Annotated in this window: 12 protein-coding genes; 4 read left to right on the forward strand and 8 right to left on the reverse strand. The window is 67.3% G+C overall.

Annotated elements, in window-relative coordinates; all coding sequences use genetic code 11:
- Positions 1-109: 109 nt before the first annotated feature.
- The 5 genes from VNF92_10755 to VNF92_10775 all read right to left on the reverse strand — a co-directional run bounded on the left by VNF92_10755 (position 110) and on the right by VNF92_10775 (position 4,330).
- Positions 110-991: an RNA polymerase sigma factor RpoD/SigA gene (locus tag VNF92_10755; GenBank protein HVA58361.1), complete on the reverse strand. Its 882-nt coding sequence runs from the start codon at positions 989-991 to the stop codon at positions 110-112.
- Positions 992-1,306: 315 nt separating this feature from the next.
- Positions 1,307-1,504, reverse strand: a complete 198-nt coding sequence (locus tag VNF92_10760; protein HVA58362.1) for a hypothetical protein — start codon at positions 1,502-1,504, stop codon at positions 1,307-1,309.
- A 30-nt stretch (positions 1,505-1,534) separates the two neighbouring features.
- Complete coding sequence (gene aroB, locus VNF92_10765) at positions 1,535-2,602, reverse strand: 3-dehydroquinate synthase (GenBank protein ID HVA58363.1); 1,068 nt, start codon at positions 2,600-2,602, stop codon at positions 1,535-1,537.
- Between the two features lie 25 nt (positions 2,603-2,627).
- Positions 2,628-3,173: a cob(I)yrinic acid a,c-diamide adenosyltransferase gene (locus VNF92_10770; protein ID HVA58364.1), complete on the reverse strand. Its 546-nt coding sequence runs from the start codon at positions 3,171-3,173 to the stop codon at positions 2,628-2,630.
- Positions 3,174-3,298: 125 nt separating this feature from the next.
- Positions 3,299-4,330, reverse strand: a complete 1,032-nt coding sequence (locus tag VNF92_10775; GenBank protein ID HVA58365.1) for a serine/threonine-protein kinase — start codon at positions 4,328-4,330, stop codon at positions 3,299-3,301.
- Between the two features lie 95 nt (positions 4,331-4,425).
- Here VNF92_10775 and VNF92_10780 point away from each other — a divergent pair, with 95 nt between their 5' ends.
- Complete coding sequence (locus VNF92_10780; GenBank protein HVA58366.1) at positions 4,426-5,448, forward strand: NAD(P)/FAD-dependent oxidoreductase; 1,023 nt, start codon at positions 4,426-4,428, stop codon at positions 5,446-5,448.
- A 56-nt stretch (positions 5,449-5,504) separates the two neighbouring features.
- Here VNF92_10780 and VNF92_10785 read toward each other — a convergent pair whose 3' ends face one another.
- The 3 genes from VNF92_10785 to VNF92_10795 form a co-directional block, all read right to left on the reverse strand.
- A complete protein-coding gene (locus VNF92_10785; GenBank protein HVA58367.1) occupies positions 5,505-5,807 on the reverse strand; it encodes a MazG nucleotide pyrophosphohydrolase domain-containing protein in 303 nt (100 codons plus the stop codon).
- A 102-nt stretch (positions 5,808-5,909) separates the two neighbouring features.
- Positions 5,910-6,827 carry an ABC transporter permease gene (locus VNF92_10790; GenBank protein HVA58368.1) on the reverse strand — a complete coding sequence of 306 codons (918 nt, stop codon included), beginning with the start codon at positions 6,825-6,827 and terminating at the stop codon, positions 5,910-5,912.
- A 6-nt stretch (positions 6,828-6,833) separates the two neighbouring features.
- Positions 6,834-8,423: an ABC transporter substrate-binding protein gene (locus tag VNF92_10795; protein ID HVA58369.1), complete on the reverse strand. Its 1,590-nt coding sequence runs from the start codon at positions 8,421-8,423 to the stop codon at positions 6,834-6,836.
- 223 nt (positions 8,424-8,646) lie between these two features.
- Between VNF92_10795 and VNF92_10800 the strand changes: the two genes are divergently transcribed.
- From VNF92_10800 to VNF92_10810, 3 genes are read left to right on the forward strand one after another with little or no spacing between them, the layout of a single operon-like run.
- Complete coding sequence (locus VNF92_10800) at positions 8,647-10,926, forward strand: BamA/TamA family outer membrane protein (protein HVA58370.1); 2,280 nt, start codon at positions 8,647-8,649, stop codon at positions 10,924-10,926.
- Positions 10,926-15,509, forward strand: coding sequence for a translocation/assembly module TamB domain-containing protein (locus tag VNF92_10805; GenBank protein HVA58371.1), 4,584 nt, complete (start codon positions 10,926-10,928; stop codon positions 15,507-15,509). The genes VNF92_10800 and VNF92_10805 overlap by 1 nt, the downstream gene beginning before the upstream one ends.
- Positions 15,506-16,402: a diacylglycerol kinase family protein gene (locus VNF92_10810; protein ID HVA58372.1), complete on the forward strand. Its 897-nt coding sequence runs from the start codon at positions 15,506-15,508 to the stop codon at positions 16,400-16,402. Before VNF92_10805 ends, VNF92_10810 begins: the two co-directional genes overlap by 4 nt.
- Positions 16,403-16,459 lie beyond the last annotated feature (57 nt).

Below are 16,459 nucleotides of genomic sequence, written 5' to 3' on the forward strand. Positions count from 1 at the left end.
ATGCCATTGGGCGCATGCATTTCATGATAACTCGAGCGCCCGACGACGGGGTGAAAAAGCCCCCGGCGTGGGTGCGCCGGGGGCCGATTCGCTGGTCACGCCGGGTCGGCTAGGCGGCCCAGAAGCCGCACAACGCGCGGCCGTCGGGACTCTCGCGCAGCTTCTCGAATGCGCGCTCGCGGATCTGGCGGATGCGCTCGCGTGTGACGCCCATGAGCGCGCCGATCTTCTCGAGCGTCATAGCCTCACTCCCTTCCTCGAGGCCGTAGTAGAGATAGAGGATCTTCCGTTCGCGCGGCGTGAGGTACTTGCGGAACACCCGGTCGATGAACTCGCGCATCAACTTGTAGTCGGTCACCTCTTCGATCTCGGTACCGTCGACTCCGGCAAAGCGTTCGCCGAGCGTGGACGCTTCGCGGTCGGAGCGATCGATCGGCGCGTCGAGCGAGACTTCGGTGGCCGACATCTGCTTGGCGGAGCGAATCGCTTCGGGCGTTTCCTCGAGCAGCCGCCCGATCTCATTCTCGGTGGGGTCGCGCTTGAGCACCTGGGCGAGCACGGTCTCGGCACGCGCGAGCCGGATGAGTTGCGAATTCTGATTGAGCGGAATGCGCACCGAGCGCGTCTGCTCGGCCAGGGCCTTGAGGACCGCCTGGCGCACCCACCACACGGCGTACGAAATGAACTTGACGCCTTGATCGGGATCGAATTTGCGGACGGCCTTGAGCAGTCCTTCGTTGCCGATCGCCACGAGTTCGCTGAGATCGAGGCCGTGGCCCTGGTACTTCTTCACGTACGAGATGACGAAGCGGAGGTTCGCCGTGACGAGCCGCTCGGCGGCCTTCTCGTCACCTTTTTGAGCGCGACGGGCAAGTCGTCGCTCTTCCTGCGGGTCATCAATGAGGGGGAGTTTCTGGATGTCTTGCAGGTACTGGTCGAACGCCGAGGAGGGAGACGAGCGGAAATATCCCTTGGACCTGGTCTCGGTCACTTGCTCCATACACGCCCCTATCACGAAAGCGAAAGGTGGGAACGAGCGCAGAAGGCTCGCATCGCGCCGGCGACTAGCAGGGACGGGCACGTTAACGTCGCCGTCCGGAGGCGTCAACAGCGGCCATCCGGGCACAGCGCTGAAAAACATCTGTCTGTAAGCCTAACCCAATATGTGGCAGAAATTTACAGTTGAAATCATCTGGCCGCATTAAACAAATATCTTTCGGTCATCTTTTCCGAACATCGCCCGAAGATGACTCCGATTTGCTCCCGCGCTGGAACTCCGTCGGCAATTTCTGAGACAGTGTCGCGATCAAGGACTGGATTTGTTCGGTCCGCCTGCACTCGCGCGCCGCGTACGTGCCGCGAAGGCGGCGAGCATGCCGGCGAATACACCAACGCCAACCGCGATCACGAGCACCGGCACGTCGAGGAGGAGTGCTGCCACGGCCAAGGCAACGATGATCGCGGCGAGCAACAGGAGGGTCACGGCGGAGCGGGACACGGGCATGATCTCCAGTGGGGGTTCGTCGCCACGTGATCAGGCGAGCGCGGCGAGGACGAGCCGGTCGTCCACCGGCGCAGTCCATCCGTAATCGCCGAACGCCATGGCGCCGATGCGCGTGGGCAGGGCGTACTGCGCACGGCCGGCGCGGCCCTTCTTGTCGCCGTGAGTGGCGCGGACGATGGCTTCCGGATCGATGTCGGCGGGACGACTGCTAGGCAGCCCCGTCGCCTCGCACGCGGCGCGAACGCGATCGGCCGTGCCGGGCTCGGCGATCGCCATCCGTTCGGCGAGAGCCGCTTCCACGCACATACCGATGGCCACCGCTTCGCCGTGCAGTTGGGAGTAGCCGCTCAGATGTTCGATGGCGTGGCCTATGGTGTGCCCGAAGTTGAGCGTCTTGCGGCGTCCGGACTCGCGGAAATCGCCAGCGGCGACGGCCGATTTGATCTCGACGCTGCGGGCGATGAGCGCGCTCATCGAACGGTCGTCGGGGCGGCCGTGGCGCAACTCGGCGCCCGTGACGGCCACGGCCGAGAAATGCGCGGCGTCAGCGATCACGCCGTGTTTGAGTGCTTCGGCAAGTCCGGCGCGGTAGTGCTCTACCGGGAGCGAGGCGAGCAGAGCCGGGTCGGTGAGGACGGCGGCGGGCTCGTGGAAGGCGCCCACCAGATTCTTGCCGGCGGGCGTATCGACGCCGGTCTTGCCGCCGATGGAGGCGTCGAGCATGGCGAGCAGGCTCGTCGGCGTCTGGACGAACGGGATCCCGCGCATGAATGTGGCGGCCACGAATCCGGCGAGATCGCCCACGACACCGCCGCCGAGGGCGATGACCGCCGAATCGCGGCCGAAGCCGGCGGCGAGCATCTGATCGGTCACCTGGGCCCAGGTGGCCCGCGTCTTATGCCGTTCACCAGCCGGGATGGCGAACACTTCGCACGCCGCGCCCGCCATCGCCGCGCGGGCGCGCGCGCCGTACAGCGGGCCGACGTTGGTGTCGGTGATGATCGCGTATCGGTGTGCCCGGGCCGCCACTCGCACCACACCGCCAATGGCGTCCAGCGCGCCCGGCAGGACGTGCACGCGATATGCGGTGTCGATCACGGACGAACTCCGGCGGGCGCGCGCGCTACCAGGTGACCTCGCCGGTGCCGGTGCGGCGGTTGGCGACCCGGGCGAGCGTGAACAACAGGTCCGACAGACGGTTCAGGTAGATGATCACGAGGTCGGGCACTTCGACGGTGGCGCGCAGCGCGACCACGCGGCGCTCGGCGCGACGGCACACGGTGCGGGCCAGGTGGAGCGCCGCTGCCTTCGGCGTACCGCCGGGAATGATGAACGCCTTGAGCGGTTCGAGCTCACGATCGCCGTCGTCGATGGCGTGCTCGAGTTCCGTGATCCGGACGTCGTCAATGCGGGCCTTGTCGAGATGGGCCTTCATCTTCTCTCGATCGGGCGTGGCGAGGAGGGCGCCGATGGCGAACAGATCACGCTGGATGGGGACGAGCACCTCGTCGATGCGCGACATGACTTCGCTGGCACGGGCGAGGCCGAGCGCGGCGTTCAGCTCGTCCACCTCGCCGTAGGCTTCCACGCGCGGGTCACTCTTGCGCGTACGCCCCCCGCCGAACAGCCCGGTGTCACCGGAGTCGCCGGTTCTCGTGTAGATCTTCATGCTGGTAAATGTACGCAGACAGCGCGAGTGCCGGCAAAGACCGCACTAGCAGAAGGAGCGCGGGCAAGAGCGAGGACGGGGACCGCCGAACCGCGTGACGGGTTTGCCCTCCGCCCCTCCTGCGGCTACCCGAACAATCGCGCGATGATCGACCCACGCTTCTTCTTGAAGGCGTCCGATGCGGCCTGCACCGCCGCAGGATCGGCGTGGAAGCGCGCCTGGAACGTGGTCGGGAACATGTCTGCGAGGTGGGTCTGCAGACGGTCGGGGGAGGCACCGGTGCGGTCGCTCTGATTGGCGATCCACTGGTCGAGCAGATTGCCGAGCTGGGCCGCCGTGGCGCGGTCGGCGGGATTGCGCTGCAGCGCGAGCTGCAGGATGTCGGCGAACTCGGGGTCGAGGTCGGTGACCCGCGAGCGCAGGTCCGGCAGCGGCCGGAGCACCACCTCCTCCACTGAGAGCGCGGTGTCGTCCTCATGAAACAGAGGGCTCAGCGCGAGCAGCTCGTAGAGCACGACGCCGAGAGAGAACACGTCGCTGCGAGCGTCGACGAGGGTGCCCAGCACCTGCTCGGGGCTCATGTACCGCTTCTTGCCCATGCGCACGTGCTGCTCGGTGGCCGGGTCGATCGAGGTGCGGGCCTTGGCGATGCCGAAGTCACCGAGCTTGATGTGGCCGTCCCAGGTGATCATGACGTTGCCGGGCGATACGTCGCGGTGCACAACGTCGAGACGGCGTCCGTCGGGGCCCATGGCATTGTGGGCAAAGTCGAGGGCGCGGCATAGGCGACTGCCGATGTAGGCGACCATCGTGGCCGGGATGGGCCGGCCGAGTTCGTTGTGGCGATCGATCACGCTGCGCAGCGTCGGGCCCTGGATGTATTCCATGCCGATGAAGTACTGCCCACGCACTTCGCCGAGCTGGTAGATCTGCACGATGTTGCCGTGCATCAAGTTGGCCGAGAGCTTGGCCTCGTCAATGAACAGCTGCAGGAACTCGCGCCGTTGGGCGAGATGGGGATGGATGACCTTGAGCGCGATGCGCTTGGCGAAGCCAGAGGGGCCGATCTGTTCGGCTTCATACACGGTGGCCATACCGCCCTCGGCCACTTTGCGGACGAGGTGGAACGCACCCTGGTATTCGAGACTCTCGTTCATGCGGAGGTGGCGTGTTGGATTTGATGGGGGAGTGGTGGCGGGTGGGGGCGCGGGCCGTGCTTGTTTAACGAATGAGCAGTGGCGAACGTTAGAGAATGATCCACGAAATTCGCGACCTGACGATCATCGGCGGAGGGCCCACGGGCCTCTTCGCGATGTTCTATGCTGGCATGCGCGGGGCGACGGCGCAAATCGTCGACGCCCTGGTCGAGCCCGGCGGACAGCTGACGGCGCTGTACCCCGAAAAGGACATCTTCGACGTGGCCGGGTTTCGCCGCGTGCCGGCCAAGGAACTGGTCCGGTCGCTGCGCGACCAAGCCGGGCAGTTCGGCGAGCCGATGCACTTCTCGCAGCGGGTCACGGGGCTCGAGGAGGCCGACGGGCACTTCGTGCTGGTGACCGAAACGGACCGCTTCCCGACGCGTTCAATCCTCATCGCCGCGGGGATCGGGGCGTTCAGCCCGCGGCGGCTGCCGCAGCCCGTGGCCGAACCATGGTACGGGAGCGGGATCCACGATGTGGTCACCGATCCCGAACAGTTCCGCGGCCGGAAGGTAGTGATCATCGGCGGGGGAGATTCGGCGTTCGATTGGGGGACCCAATTGCTGGGCCGGGCGGCGTCGGTGTCAATCGTGCACCGAAGCGACCGCTTCCGCGCTCACGAAGCGACTGTGGCGCAGTTCCGCGCTGCCGTGGATGCCGGGAAGGCAGCGCTGTTCACCTTTCACGAGCTGCACGACCTCACGGTCCCCGCGGGGTGCGACGCGTTCACCCATCTCGTGCTCAAGGACCTCAAGGCCAAGACGACGCGTGAACTCGAAGCTGACGTGGTGCTTCCGATGCTCGGGTTCGTCAGTGATATGGGCGCGCTGAAGGATTGGGGGCTGCACATCGAGAAGGACGAGATCCAGGTGAACAGCCAGATGGAAACCGGGCGGCCGGGGATCTACGCCGCGGGGGACGTGGTGACGTACCCAGGGAAGCTCAAATTGATCGTCACCGGATTCGGCGATGCAGCCACAGCCGTGAACCAGGCGGTGCACTGGCTGTACCCGGAAAAGAAGGTGAATCCTGGGCACAGCTCGAACATGGCGATCTTCGGACAGAACGACGACTGACCGAACATCGCGAGCCGCCAGTTCCCGACTTGCGGCCCGCGGGTCTGGAGCGGGTGCTAAGGGGTAAAGCCGTTCGGATGCCGTGCCTCGAGCTTCTGGACATTGGTCCGGGCCACGTCGTCCAGCGTCAGCCCCGCGCTCTGCGCGGCGACGGCCAGGCACCAGAGAGCGTCGCCCAACTCTTCGCGTAGCTGGCCCGCGTCGAGCCCGCGGCCCTGCATGCGATGTTTGCGCACCAGGCCGAGCACTTCTCCTGCTTCCTCGGCGAGCCCTGCTGCGGCGTCGAGCAGACGGTCGGCCGGTGAGAGCGATGGATTGATCGTGCGGCTGGCCGCGGCAGCGTAATCGTTCAATGTCATGGGAGCGGTTTCGAGCAGGAGGGTAGGAGAGTAGGAGAGTAGGAGAGCGGGAGCGTAGGAGGGTGAACTACGCGTACCCTTCCACCCTCCCACGTGCCGTTCTCAGTACGCCACTCTCGGATCGGCCTTCGTGTATGCCAGGTCGGCGAGCAGGTTCACGATCACGAACACGAAGCTGAGAAAGAGCACCGAGCCCTGGATGGCGGGGAGGTCGCGGCGGGCGATGGCGTTGACGACGTAGCGACCGAGCCCGGGCCACGAGAACACGGTTTCCGTGAGAATGCTGCCCGTGAGGTACGAGCCGAAGTCGAGCCCGACCACGGTGATCACGGGAATGAGCGCGTTGCGGAGCGCGTGGCGCGCCACCACGGCCCACTCGCCGGCGCCCTTGGCACGCGCGGTGCGCGTGAAGTCGGCGCCCAGGGCATCGAGCATCGACGACCGCGTGACGCGGGCCTGGAAAGCGATGGAACGCATGCCGAGCGCGAACGCGGGGAGGATCAGGTACTTCAACCCGCCCGACCCGGACGGTGGCAGCCAGCGCAGCCAGACGGCGAACACCAGGATCAGCACCAAGCCAACCCAGTATACAGGAAATGATATGCCGAGGTAGGCCACCCCGAGGGCGAAGCGGTCCACCCAACCGCCGGGGCGTCGCGCGCTCAACACCCCAAGCGTGATGCCACAGGTCGTGGCGAGCAGCATCGCCGCCAGGGCCAGTTGGAGGGTCTTGGGAAATCGCTCGGCGATGTCACGGCTGATCGGCCGGTCGGTGATGTAGGAACGGCCGAGCTGGCCGCGGGCGACCTGGCTCACGTAATGTGCGAACTGGATCGGCAGTGGGTCGTCGAGGTGCAGTTCGGCGCGCAATCGGGCGACCGTGGCGGAGTCGGCGCGCTCGCCGACCATCGCCGTCACCGGGTCTCCCGGCGCCACATAAAGCAGCAGGAAGGCCACAATGAGCACGCCGAGCAACGTCGGCACGGCGAGGGCCAGGCGGCGGGCGACGAAGCGGAGCATGGGGGACTACGGCGACGGACGGCGAAACGACACATCCGTCCACCGCTGGCCGTTGAAGATCACGGGAATGGTGAAGCCCCGAATCCAGGGCTGCACGGCGAACAGCTTCTCGTAGAAATAGAGATACAGCATGGGAGCGTCGGCAAACGCGAGCGAGTCGGCCCGCCGATAGAGTGCGTCGCGGCGCGATTCGTCGGGTTCGCGGCGCGCCGCGGTCATCAGCGCGTCGAATGCCGGATTGCGATAGAACGACACGTTACCGCCGAGCCCGCGGTTGGCGCTGCCGAGCAACGGGTCGAGGAAGTCCTCGGCGTCGGGGTAGTCGGCGTACCAGTCCTTGAGGAACAGATCGGTCTCACCCTGGCGCGCTGCTTCGCGGGCCGAGGCCGCGTCGCGCTGTACGATCTTGGTGCGGACGCCCACGGCGTTGAGGTAGGCCTGGATGGCTTCCGCCACGCGCACCATGATCGGCGTGGCACCGGTCCACAGCTCGACGTCGATACCATTGGGATGACCGGCGGCCGTGAGGAGCTGGCGGGCCTGCGCCGGATCGTACGCGTACGGGGCACGTGACGAATCGGCACCGCCGAGCGAGGGTGGAATGACGCCGGCGGCGAGGTGGCCCCGCCCGTGGACGAGTTGGGAGAGAATCGTCTTCGTGTCCACGGCGAGGTTGATGGCGCGGCGCACGCGGGGGTCGCGGAGCGGCCCGCGGGTGGTGTTGATGGCCACGTACACGAGATCGAGGGACGGGGCTTCGACGAGTAGCCGGCGGCGCACCGAGTCGGCCTGCCAACCGGCGATCTCGTCGGGCGGGATCTCGACGACGTCGACGTTGCCGGCCTCGAATTCGGCGACCGCGGTGCTCGGCTCGGCGATCACGCGCGCTTCGAGCGAGTCCGCCTTGGGTGCGCCGCCCCAGTACGACGCGTTGCGGGCGAACAGCAGGTAGTCGTCGTGCTTCCACTTCACGAGCGTCCACGGGCCCGTGCCCACCGGGTGCTCGCCCACGTTGGCGGGGGCATCGGCGGGGAGCACGGACGCCACCGGCATGGCGAGCAGCTTGGGAAAGATGGCGAGTGGCTGGTCGAGCGTGATCTTGACCGTGCTGTCGTCGGGGGCGGAGAGGCCGGCGATTGTCGTCGCCTTCCCGTTGGCGAAGGCGGGCGCGCCGCGGATAGGGAGCAACGGCTCGGCGCGGCCACCGTGAGTGGCGGGGTCGAGGGCGCGGGTGAACGAGTGGATGACGTCGCGCGAGGTGAGGGGGCGTCCGTCCTGGAAGGTGACGCCGTGCCGCAGGTGGAAGGTGTAGGTGCGGCCGTCCGGGGAAACGTCCCAGTGCGTGGCCAGGGCGGGTTCGAGTCGGGCGTCTGGGGCGAAGCGCGTGAGGCCTTCGAACACGTAGCTCACGGCGCGGCCGGTGGGAACGTCGGTGGACAGCGCGGGATCGAGTGAACGTGGGTCGTAGGTATCGCGCGCGTCGATGAGGGTGCGGCGCGAGGTGGCCGAGGGCTCCGCCCCGCGACAGGCGAGGGCGACACAGGGGAGGACGACGAGGAGCGGCGCCCTCGGGAAACGGGCGGGGAAACGGGCCACGGCGGTTGACACCTAGGAAAGCGGGCGAGAACTTACATTACCCGCACCGACGCGTCAATCATATGCGCCCGCCGGATTTACGCGCCGCGCGGGCGCGTCGTGTATCGGCTGTCGGTTCACACGACTCAGAGGGCCCGGGAATCGCGCGGGGGGCGACGCCTGGGGGGTTCTGCTCCGAGGTTCGCATGCTCCATCAGCGACGTCCCTTGCGCTCCGGCGGTTGATGCATCGCATTTCGCAACTCACGCTCGGGGCGCTGTGCCTCGTGTTCGCGGTCGCGGCCGGCCCGGCCCGGGCACGCGCGCAGGACATCACGTGTGATCCTGGCGACCAGGAGGTACGGTCGCTCGTGTTCCGTGGCAACCATGCGTTCAGCGCGTCGGATCTCGAAGTGCGGATCGTGACCACCGAGTCGGGATGGCTGCGGCGGCATCTGGGATTCGTCGGCGCGCGCCATTGCCTCGATCGCACCGAGTTGCCGCTCGACGTGTTGCGGCTCAAGAAGTTCTACCACGACAAGGGCTATTACAACACCCAGGTAGACACACTCGTCCAGTCGCTGGACGCCCACGCCGTCCGTGTGACGTTCACGATCGACGAGGGGAAGCCGATCGTGGTCGACTCGTTGGCGATCACCGGGCTGGACGGGGTGGCCAACCGGGCGCACATCGTGGCTGGGCTGCGGCTGCGCGTGGGGATGCCGTTCGACGTGAACACGTTGGCCACGGAGCTGGACACGATCACGGCCCGCATGCGGAATTCTGGCTATCCCAACGTGGAACTGCTGCGCAATTATACCGTGCGGACCGACTCGCTCACGGCGTCCATCGCGATCACGGCCGTGCCCGGGGCCCTGGCGCACATCGGCCAGATTCGCGTCCATGTGGTCCCCGTGGACAGCGCGCACTCACAGCAGATTGGCGACGACGTGGTGCGGGAGTTGCTGGGAATCCACCCGGGAGACCTGTACAGCGATGACAAGTTGGTGGCGGCGCAGCGGAAGCTGTACCAGCTGGGGGCCTACCGTCACGTGGAGGTGTCGGCGGATTCCGTGCAGTCGCAAGGCGATTCGCTGGTCGCGCTGAACGTCGACCTGCGCGAGGACTACATGCAGCAGCTCGACACCAAGTATGGGTGGGGAACGCTGGACTGCTTCCGCACGAGCGCGCAATACACGAACAAGAACTTCCTCCATCAGGCGCGCCACCTCGAGCTGGGTGCGCAGTTGTCGAAAGTGGGGTACGGCTACCCGCTGGCGTCGTCGGCCACGCGCGGGCTGTGCTACCAGGACGTGTTGCGCAAGGATCCGTTCAGCGACACGACGAATTACAACATATCGGCGACGCTGTTGCAGCCTGGCCTGCTCGGGACGGGGTGGACGCCGTCGTATTCGCTGTACAGCGAGCGGCGCAGCGAATACCTGGCTTACCTGCGGACGACCCTGATCGGCGGCGAGGCTGCGGTGACCCGCAACGTGAGCGACCGCGGAACGCTGCGTCTGTCGTACAGCCTGGAGTACGGGCGCACGCAAGCCCAACCGGCTCTCCTGTGCGCCGTGTTCAATCGGTGCGACACGCAGTCGCAGGATCAGATCTCGCTGGTCGAGCAGCCGCTGGCGGTGACCGGCGGGCAGTACACGCTGGTCCGCACCGACAACCCGTTCAACCCGAGCGACGGGTTCGTGCTGCGCACCGAACTGCGCAGTTCGTCGCGGTTCATGGGGTCGGCGTCCGATCTGACGTTCAACAAGGGCACCGCCGACCTCTCGTGGTTCCATCCCCTGGGGCGTATCGGGGTGTTCGCGGCGCGCCTGCGCGGCGGCCTCGTGGTCGGCCCCAGTCTCTCGCTGTCCGATCCGACGCAGTACATCCCGCCCGAGGAGCGGCTCTACGCGGGCGGGGCGAACAGCGTGCGCGGGTTCTACCAGAACGAGATGGGGTCGCTGTTGTACATCGCCCAGGGCATCGATTCGGTGATCGTCAACGACAGCACGCGCTATTTCCGTTCGCCCAATGGGGTCACGCCCTACCGGGTGGTGCCCGTTGGCGGCAACGCGCTGGTCGTGGTGAACTTCGAATACCGGGTGCCCGACGCCTTCTTCCCGGACCTGCTCCAGTGGACGTTCTTCACCGACGGTGGTGAGGTGTGGACGCGGGGCACGCCTGGCACCGCGCTGGCGTTGTCGCAGATCAAATGGACGCCGGGCATCGGCATCCGCGTGTTCACGCCCGTGGGACCGCTTCAGGTGAACGTGGGGTACAATCCCTATCCGCAGCCCCGCGGGCCGATCTACTACGACGCGAGCGTGAACGGCGAGACCAGCGTCGCGCCGCTCTACTGCGTCAGTCCTGGTAACACGATTCCCGTGCACCTCGCGTCCAGCGGTGGCATCAGCACCTACAGCCAGGACAGCCAGGCCTGCCCGGCGAACTTCGCGCCGGCGCGATCGGGCGCGTTCCTCCGCCGGTTGACGCTCACCTTCTCGATCGGGCCGGAGTTCTAGTGGTCTCCCGCCGCCGCATCGTGCTGCTCGTGAGTCTGGGGCTCGTGGTGACGCTCACCGTGGTGGCCGCGGTGGCCGTGTTCGTCCTCACGCAGAGCGGCTGGGGGCAGGACAAGGTGCGCCAGCTGATCCAGCGGCAGTTGGCATCGTCCGTCCACGGCAAGGTGTATCTGGGCCGAGTGACCGGCAGCTACCTCACGGGCGTCACCGTCGACTCGCTCGAGATCCGCGACGCCGAGGATTCGCTGTTCGTGGCGAGCGGACCCTTGACCGTGGAGTACGATCCCCGCGACCTCCTCGACAAGCGGTTGTTGTTCAATCACGTGGACGTGCAGCATCCCACGGTCTACCTGCGCCAGCACGAGAATTATGACTGGAACTTCCAGCGCATCTTCCGCAGCGGACGCACGGGACCGAAGGCCACGGGACCGCAGTACGGCGATTACGTGGTCATGGACTCGGTACGGCTGCACGACGCGACGTTCGTGCTCACGCTACCGTGGCACCCGGATGATTCCCTGCACGGGGCGAAGCGCGACAGCGCCGTGGCCGCAGCACTGGTCAACAAGAACACGGAGATCCGGCGGCGGAGCGAAGGGTTCGCGATTACCCGGCGCTGGACTCACATCGACGCGCTCGTGCCCCGCGCGCGGCTGGCCAACCCCGACAGCGTCGGCCGCGTGTTCCAGATCGCTTCCCTCACCGCGGATGAGAGCGATCCGCCCTTCTCGTTCCGCAACGTGCGCGGGACAGTGCGCAACCTCGGCGACTCGGTCTGGACCGACGTGGCACACTTCGACCTCCCGGGTTCCACCGGATCGGCGGCGGGCAAGGTCGTATGGGGTAGCGATCTCCCGATCCGCTACAACCTCCACATCATCGGCGACTCGGTATCGCTCGCCGACGTGGCGTGGGTCTATCCCACACTGCCGCGCACCGGCGGTGGCTCGATGGTGCTCGACATCGTCAATGAGCGCAACCTGCACGTGATGGACTACCGGCTCACGAAACTGGATGTGCGAAGTACGAAATCGCGCCTGCGCGGAGCGATGACGTTCGCCGTGGGCGGGCCGGTGCTCCAGGTGAAGGACGTCGATCTGCTGGCCGACCCGGTGGATTTCGATCTCCTGCGCACGCTCAACGGTCGGGCATTCCCGGTGGACTGGCAGGGCCAATTGCGGGGGACGGTGGTAGCGCGCGGAGGGCCACTCACGCACTTCGTGGTGGACACATCGCACCTGGTATTCCAGGACGCGCACGTGCCCGGTGCGTCGTCCGAGGTGAGCGGCCGCGGTGAGCTGGACATCCTCCAGCCGGCGTTCACCGTCTTCCACCATTTCCGGGTGGAGGCGACGACCATCGATCTCCGCACGATCGAATACCTGTATCCGGACTTCCCGGCGCTTGCCGGAACGCTGTCCGGGGTGGCGACGCTCGATTCGTCGTGGATGGACGTGCGGTTCTCCGATGCCGACGTGACGCAACGCGTGCCGCTGGCGCCACCGTCCCGTATCCTGGGCAGCGGACGCATCACGTATGGCGATACGTCCATGACGTACGATGCCTCGCTGTTCGCGGATTCGCTGTCGTTCACCGGCCTCCAGCGCTCGTATCCCAAACTGCCCTTCAAGGGGATGTTCAGCGGGACGATCCACGCCCAGGGTACGGCCAACGACCTGATGCTCACGGCGTCGCTCCGCGGACCGGCGGGCGGCATCACGTTCGACGGACGCGTGGACGCCTATCCCCCCGAGCTGGGCGCGCAGGGGAGCGGGCGGGTGTCCAGCGTCGATCCAGCGCAGCTGCTCGATCGGGACAACGTGCCGTCGGGCTCGTTGACCGGGAACTACACCATCGACATGCGGGGCGACTCGTTGGCCAACCTCACCGGGTCCGCCAGCGTATCGATGGAGCGGTCGGAGTTCGACCGGGTGCACGTGTTCGCCTCGCGGGCGCGGTTGCAGTTCGGCGACGGCCGCATGCGGGTGGACTCGATGCGCCTCGAGACCTCGGCGGCGACGGTGACGGCCGATGGGGCGCTCGGCCTCCACGCCGGAATTGCGGATTCGCTACGCTTTGATGCGACCGTGGATTCGTTGGGCGGCCTGCGCCCGTTTCTCGAGACGCGGACGGCGCTCACGACGGGCACGCCCGATTCGCTGGCTGGTGCGCTGTCGATCACGGGCATGCTGACCGGAAACCTCGACTCGCTCAATGTGCGCGGCCAGATCTTCGGCAGTTCGCTTTATCGGAACGAGGATCGCGGCGCCTCGGCGCGGGGCGTCGTAGCGCTGGACAACATCCTCGGAATTCCGCGTGGCACCGTGGGGTTCGAACTCGACACGCTGGTGCTGGGGGGCGTGCGCGTCGATACGATCGGGGCCGAGCTGCAACTCTCCACGCGCACGAGCGGTACGTTCCAGCTGGGCGCGTTGAGCGACAACGGTCCGACCTTCGCCGCCGCCGGCGCCGTGGCGCGCGACAGCAGCCGGTGGACGGTGACGGTGCAGTCGGTGGGGCTAAATCTGGGAAGCGATGCCTGGACGTTGGCGGCGCCGGCGGCCATCCGCATCGAACCGGCGCTCACGGCGGTCGACACCCTGCGATTGATCAACGGTCGCGGGGGCGCGTTCACGGTGGCGGGGTTCGTGCCCGAGCACGGTGCCGTCTCGGCGCGGGTGTGGGCCGACAGCGTTCCGGCGCGCGATGCGGGGACGCTGCTCCAGATCGCCGACACCCTGTCGGGCTGGGGTTCGCTCCGCGTGGACGTGACGGGCACGCGCGATCAACCGCGCGCAACCGCCGATGCCGAGCTCAGCGACCTGCACTACGGCGAGATGCAATTGCAGCGCGTCGGCGCACACGCGTCGTACCTCGACGGACGCACCGGCGCCGCGGTGACCGTGTTCCGCGACGGCGCCCCGGCGCTCCAGGCCACGGCCTCGCTGCCCATGGAACTGACGCTGTCCGGCGCCCCGCGGCTGCTGCCGGACTCGTTGCGCGGCACGATCCGCGCCGACAGCGCGGACTTTGCGATCATCGAGGCGTTCGTGCCCGCAGTGACCCACGCCAAGGGACGGGTGTTTGTGGCGCTCGACGTGGGTGGCACATGGAAGCATCCCACGCTCGGCGGCCGGGTGCTGATGACCGGCGGCGAGCTGACGATGGACGACCTGGGCATCACGCTGCACGATCTCACCGCCGATCTCGCGGTGTCGCAGGAACGGGACAGCCTGGCCATCCGGCAACTGCGGGCGTGGAGTCCGTCGTCGCCGGCCGACAGCGTGTCGGTGCGCGGCTTCGTGGACTTCGCCGACCGCAGCAATCCGCTGTTCAATCTGCGGCTGGTGGCCCACGATTTCCGGACCATGGACAAGCGCTCGCTCGCCCGGCTCGACGTTTCCACGGTGGGCGACGGCATCACGCTGCGCGGGCGCAGGACGGGATCGACGCTCACCGGGTCGGTGAACCTCGTGCGCGGCACGATCTACATTCCCGACCACGACGTGGCCAACAAGCAGTTGGTGATTCTCAGCTACCGCGATCTGGCGGGCATCGTCGACACCGCCGACCTGAATTCCCGCATCAAGCTGCCGAGCCCGCCATCGGCCCTGTTGCAGGACATGGCGATCACGGGGGTGCGGGTGACGCTCGGGGACGAGGTCTGGCTGAGGTCACAGGAGGCGAACATCAAGCTCGGTGGGTCGCTGAACGTGACGCGAGTGCCGGTGCGGGCCACCGACGCGGGGTCCCCGTTTTCCGGTCGCAATCCGGGCGACAGCATGACCTATCGGTTGGCACTCGATGGGACGCTGACGGCCGAACGGGGCACCTACACCCTCTCATTCGGTCCGTTTCAACGCGAGTTCCAGGTGGAAACGGGGACGATCACGTTCTACGGGACACCCGACTTGAACCCGCGCATCGAAGTCAGCGCACTCTACAAGGTGCGGCAGTACAACCGCCCCGACATCAGCGTGCGCGCCAAGCTCAGCGGCTTCCTGTATCCGGGGCCGTCGCTCGATCTGGAAAGTGGCGAGAGTTACGAGATTCCGCAGTCCGACCTCGTGAGCTATCTGTGCTGCGGCGTACCGAGCTTCGAATTGGGAGCGAATCAGAGCTACCTCCGCACGGCGGCGCAGGTGCTCCTGCCGACGGCGAGCAGCGTACTCGCCCGCACGCTGCGCGGTCAGCTCGGGTCCACATTCGATATCCTGCAGTTCCAACCCGGGGCGACGGACGCGACGGACACCAAGGGCCAGACGACGGGCAGTACGGCGCGCGACTTCTTTGCCGGCGCGCGACTGGGTGGCGACAAGCAGATCACCAACAACCTGTTCTTCAGCATCAGCACGGGCTTGTGCCAGTTGAACGCGAACCAACCAGGGGGAGGGACCTCCGGCGTGAACTCGTTCGTTGAGCAGCTGGAGAGCAAGCTGCAGTACCGCTTCACCGGCACACTGTCCGTGGAGGCCGGGCTCGAGCCCCCGTCCAGCGCCCTGCTGTGCGGCCGGACCCAACGCGGCCTCGTGCCGACGCCGCAGCAGTGGGGATTCTCCCTCTCGAAAACCTGGCGCTGGTGATCCGCCGGGTCTTGCTGGTCGTCAATCCCGGCTCGCGTCACGGGGTGCGCGACCTGCGTCGCGTCCAGCGCGCGTTCGCGGCCTGCGGCGTGTCGTGCGACACGCGGTTCACCGCGGGGCCGGGCGATGCCGGCGCCCTGGCCAGGGACATCGGACAGACCTACGACGCGCTATTCACGCTGGGCGGTGACGGCACGATCATGGAAGCGCTGGGCGGGTTGGCTGGCGGGGGCACGCCGCTGGGCGCGCTGGCTGGCGGCACGGGTAACCTGTTCGTGCGCGCGTTCGGCATCCCGCTCCGTCCAGGGCGTGCCGTTCGCGCGCTCTGCGCGGGCGCCACGCGCACCATCGATGTCGCCGAACTTGGGACGGGGGGGCATTTCGCGGTGGCCGCCGGAATCGGCATCGACGTCGCGATGATCGAAACCGCATCCGCGGTGCTCAAGCGTCGACTCGGCTTGACCGCGTATATCCTGGCCGGGGCGCGCGTGGCGATCGGGGCCGCCGCACGCGGCGAGAGCTTCCGGGCCCGCATCACGGTGGACGACACGGTGCACGAGGTCGAGGCGCTGTCGGTGCTCGTGGCCAACGTCGAGTCGGTATTGAACGGGTTGATCACGCTCGCCCCCGGGGCAGCACCCGACGACGGCGCGATCGACGTGGCGGTATACGCGGCGCGCACGGTGCCGCAGGCCCTGCGGGTGGCGTGGCGCATGTTGCGCGGGCGATTTCCCGACGACGGCCTCACCCGGTTCTACCGCGGGCGGCACGTACGCGTCGCCACCACCCCGCGGCGTCGGGCCCAAGCCGACGGCGAGCTTCTCCCGCCCGGCGAGCTGGACGTGCGCGTGCTCGCCGGGGCGGGACGCGTACTGGTGCCGCGTCCGGGATAATGGAGGGTTGCCGCCGGGGCCGTGTGTGTCCATTCTCTGTAAGCCCCGGCCGGGTCG

The sequence above is a fragment of the Gemmatimonadaceae bacterium genome (assembly GCA_035533015.1).
Classification (GTDB): domain Bacteria; phylum Gemmatimonadota; class Gemmatimonadetes; order Gemmatimonadales; family Gemmatimonadaceae; genus JAGWRI01.

Coding starts and splice junctions, on each gene's coding strand:
- VNF92_10780 (HVA58366.1), top strand. CDS start 4,426: ATGATCCACGAAATTCGCGACCTGACGATCATCGGCGGAGGGCCCACG.
- VNF92_10800 (HVA58370.1), top strand. CDS start 8,647: ATGCATCGCATTTCGCAACTCACGCTCGGGGCGCTGTGCCTCGTGTTC.
- VNF92_10790 (HVA58368.1), bottom strand. CDS start 6,827: ATGCTCCGCTTCGTCGCCCGCCGCCTGGCCCTCGCCGTGCCGACGTTG.
- VNF92_10760 (HVA58362.1), bottom strand. CDS start 1,504: ATGCCCGTGTCCCGCTCCGCCGTGACCCTCCTGTTGCTCGCCGCGATC.
- VNF92_10770 (HVA58364.1), bottom strand. CDS start 3,173: ATGAAGATCTACACGAGAACCGGCGACTCCGGTGACACCGGGCTGTTC.
- VNF92_10775 (HVA58365.1), bottom strand. CDS start 4,330: ATGAACGAGAGTCTCGAATACCAGGGTGCGTTCCACCTCGTCCGCAAA.
- VNF92_10785 (HVA58367.1), bottom strand. CDS start 5,807: ATGACATTGAACGATTACGCTGCCGCGGCCAGCCGCACGATCAATCCA.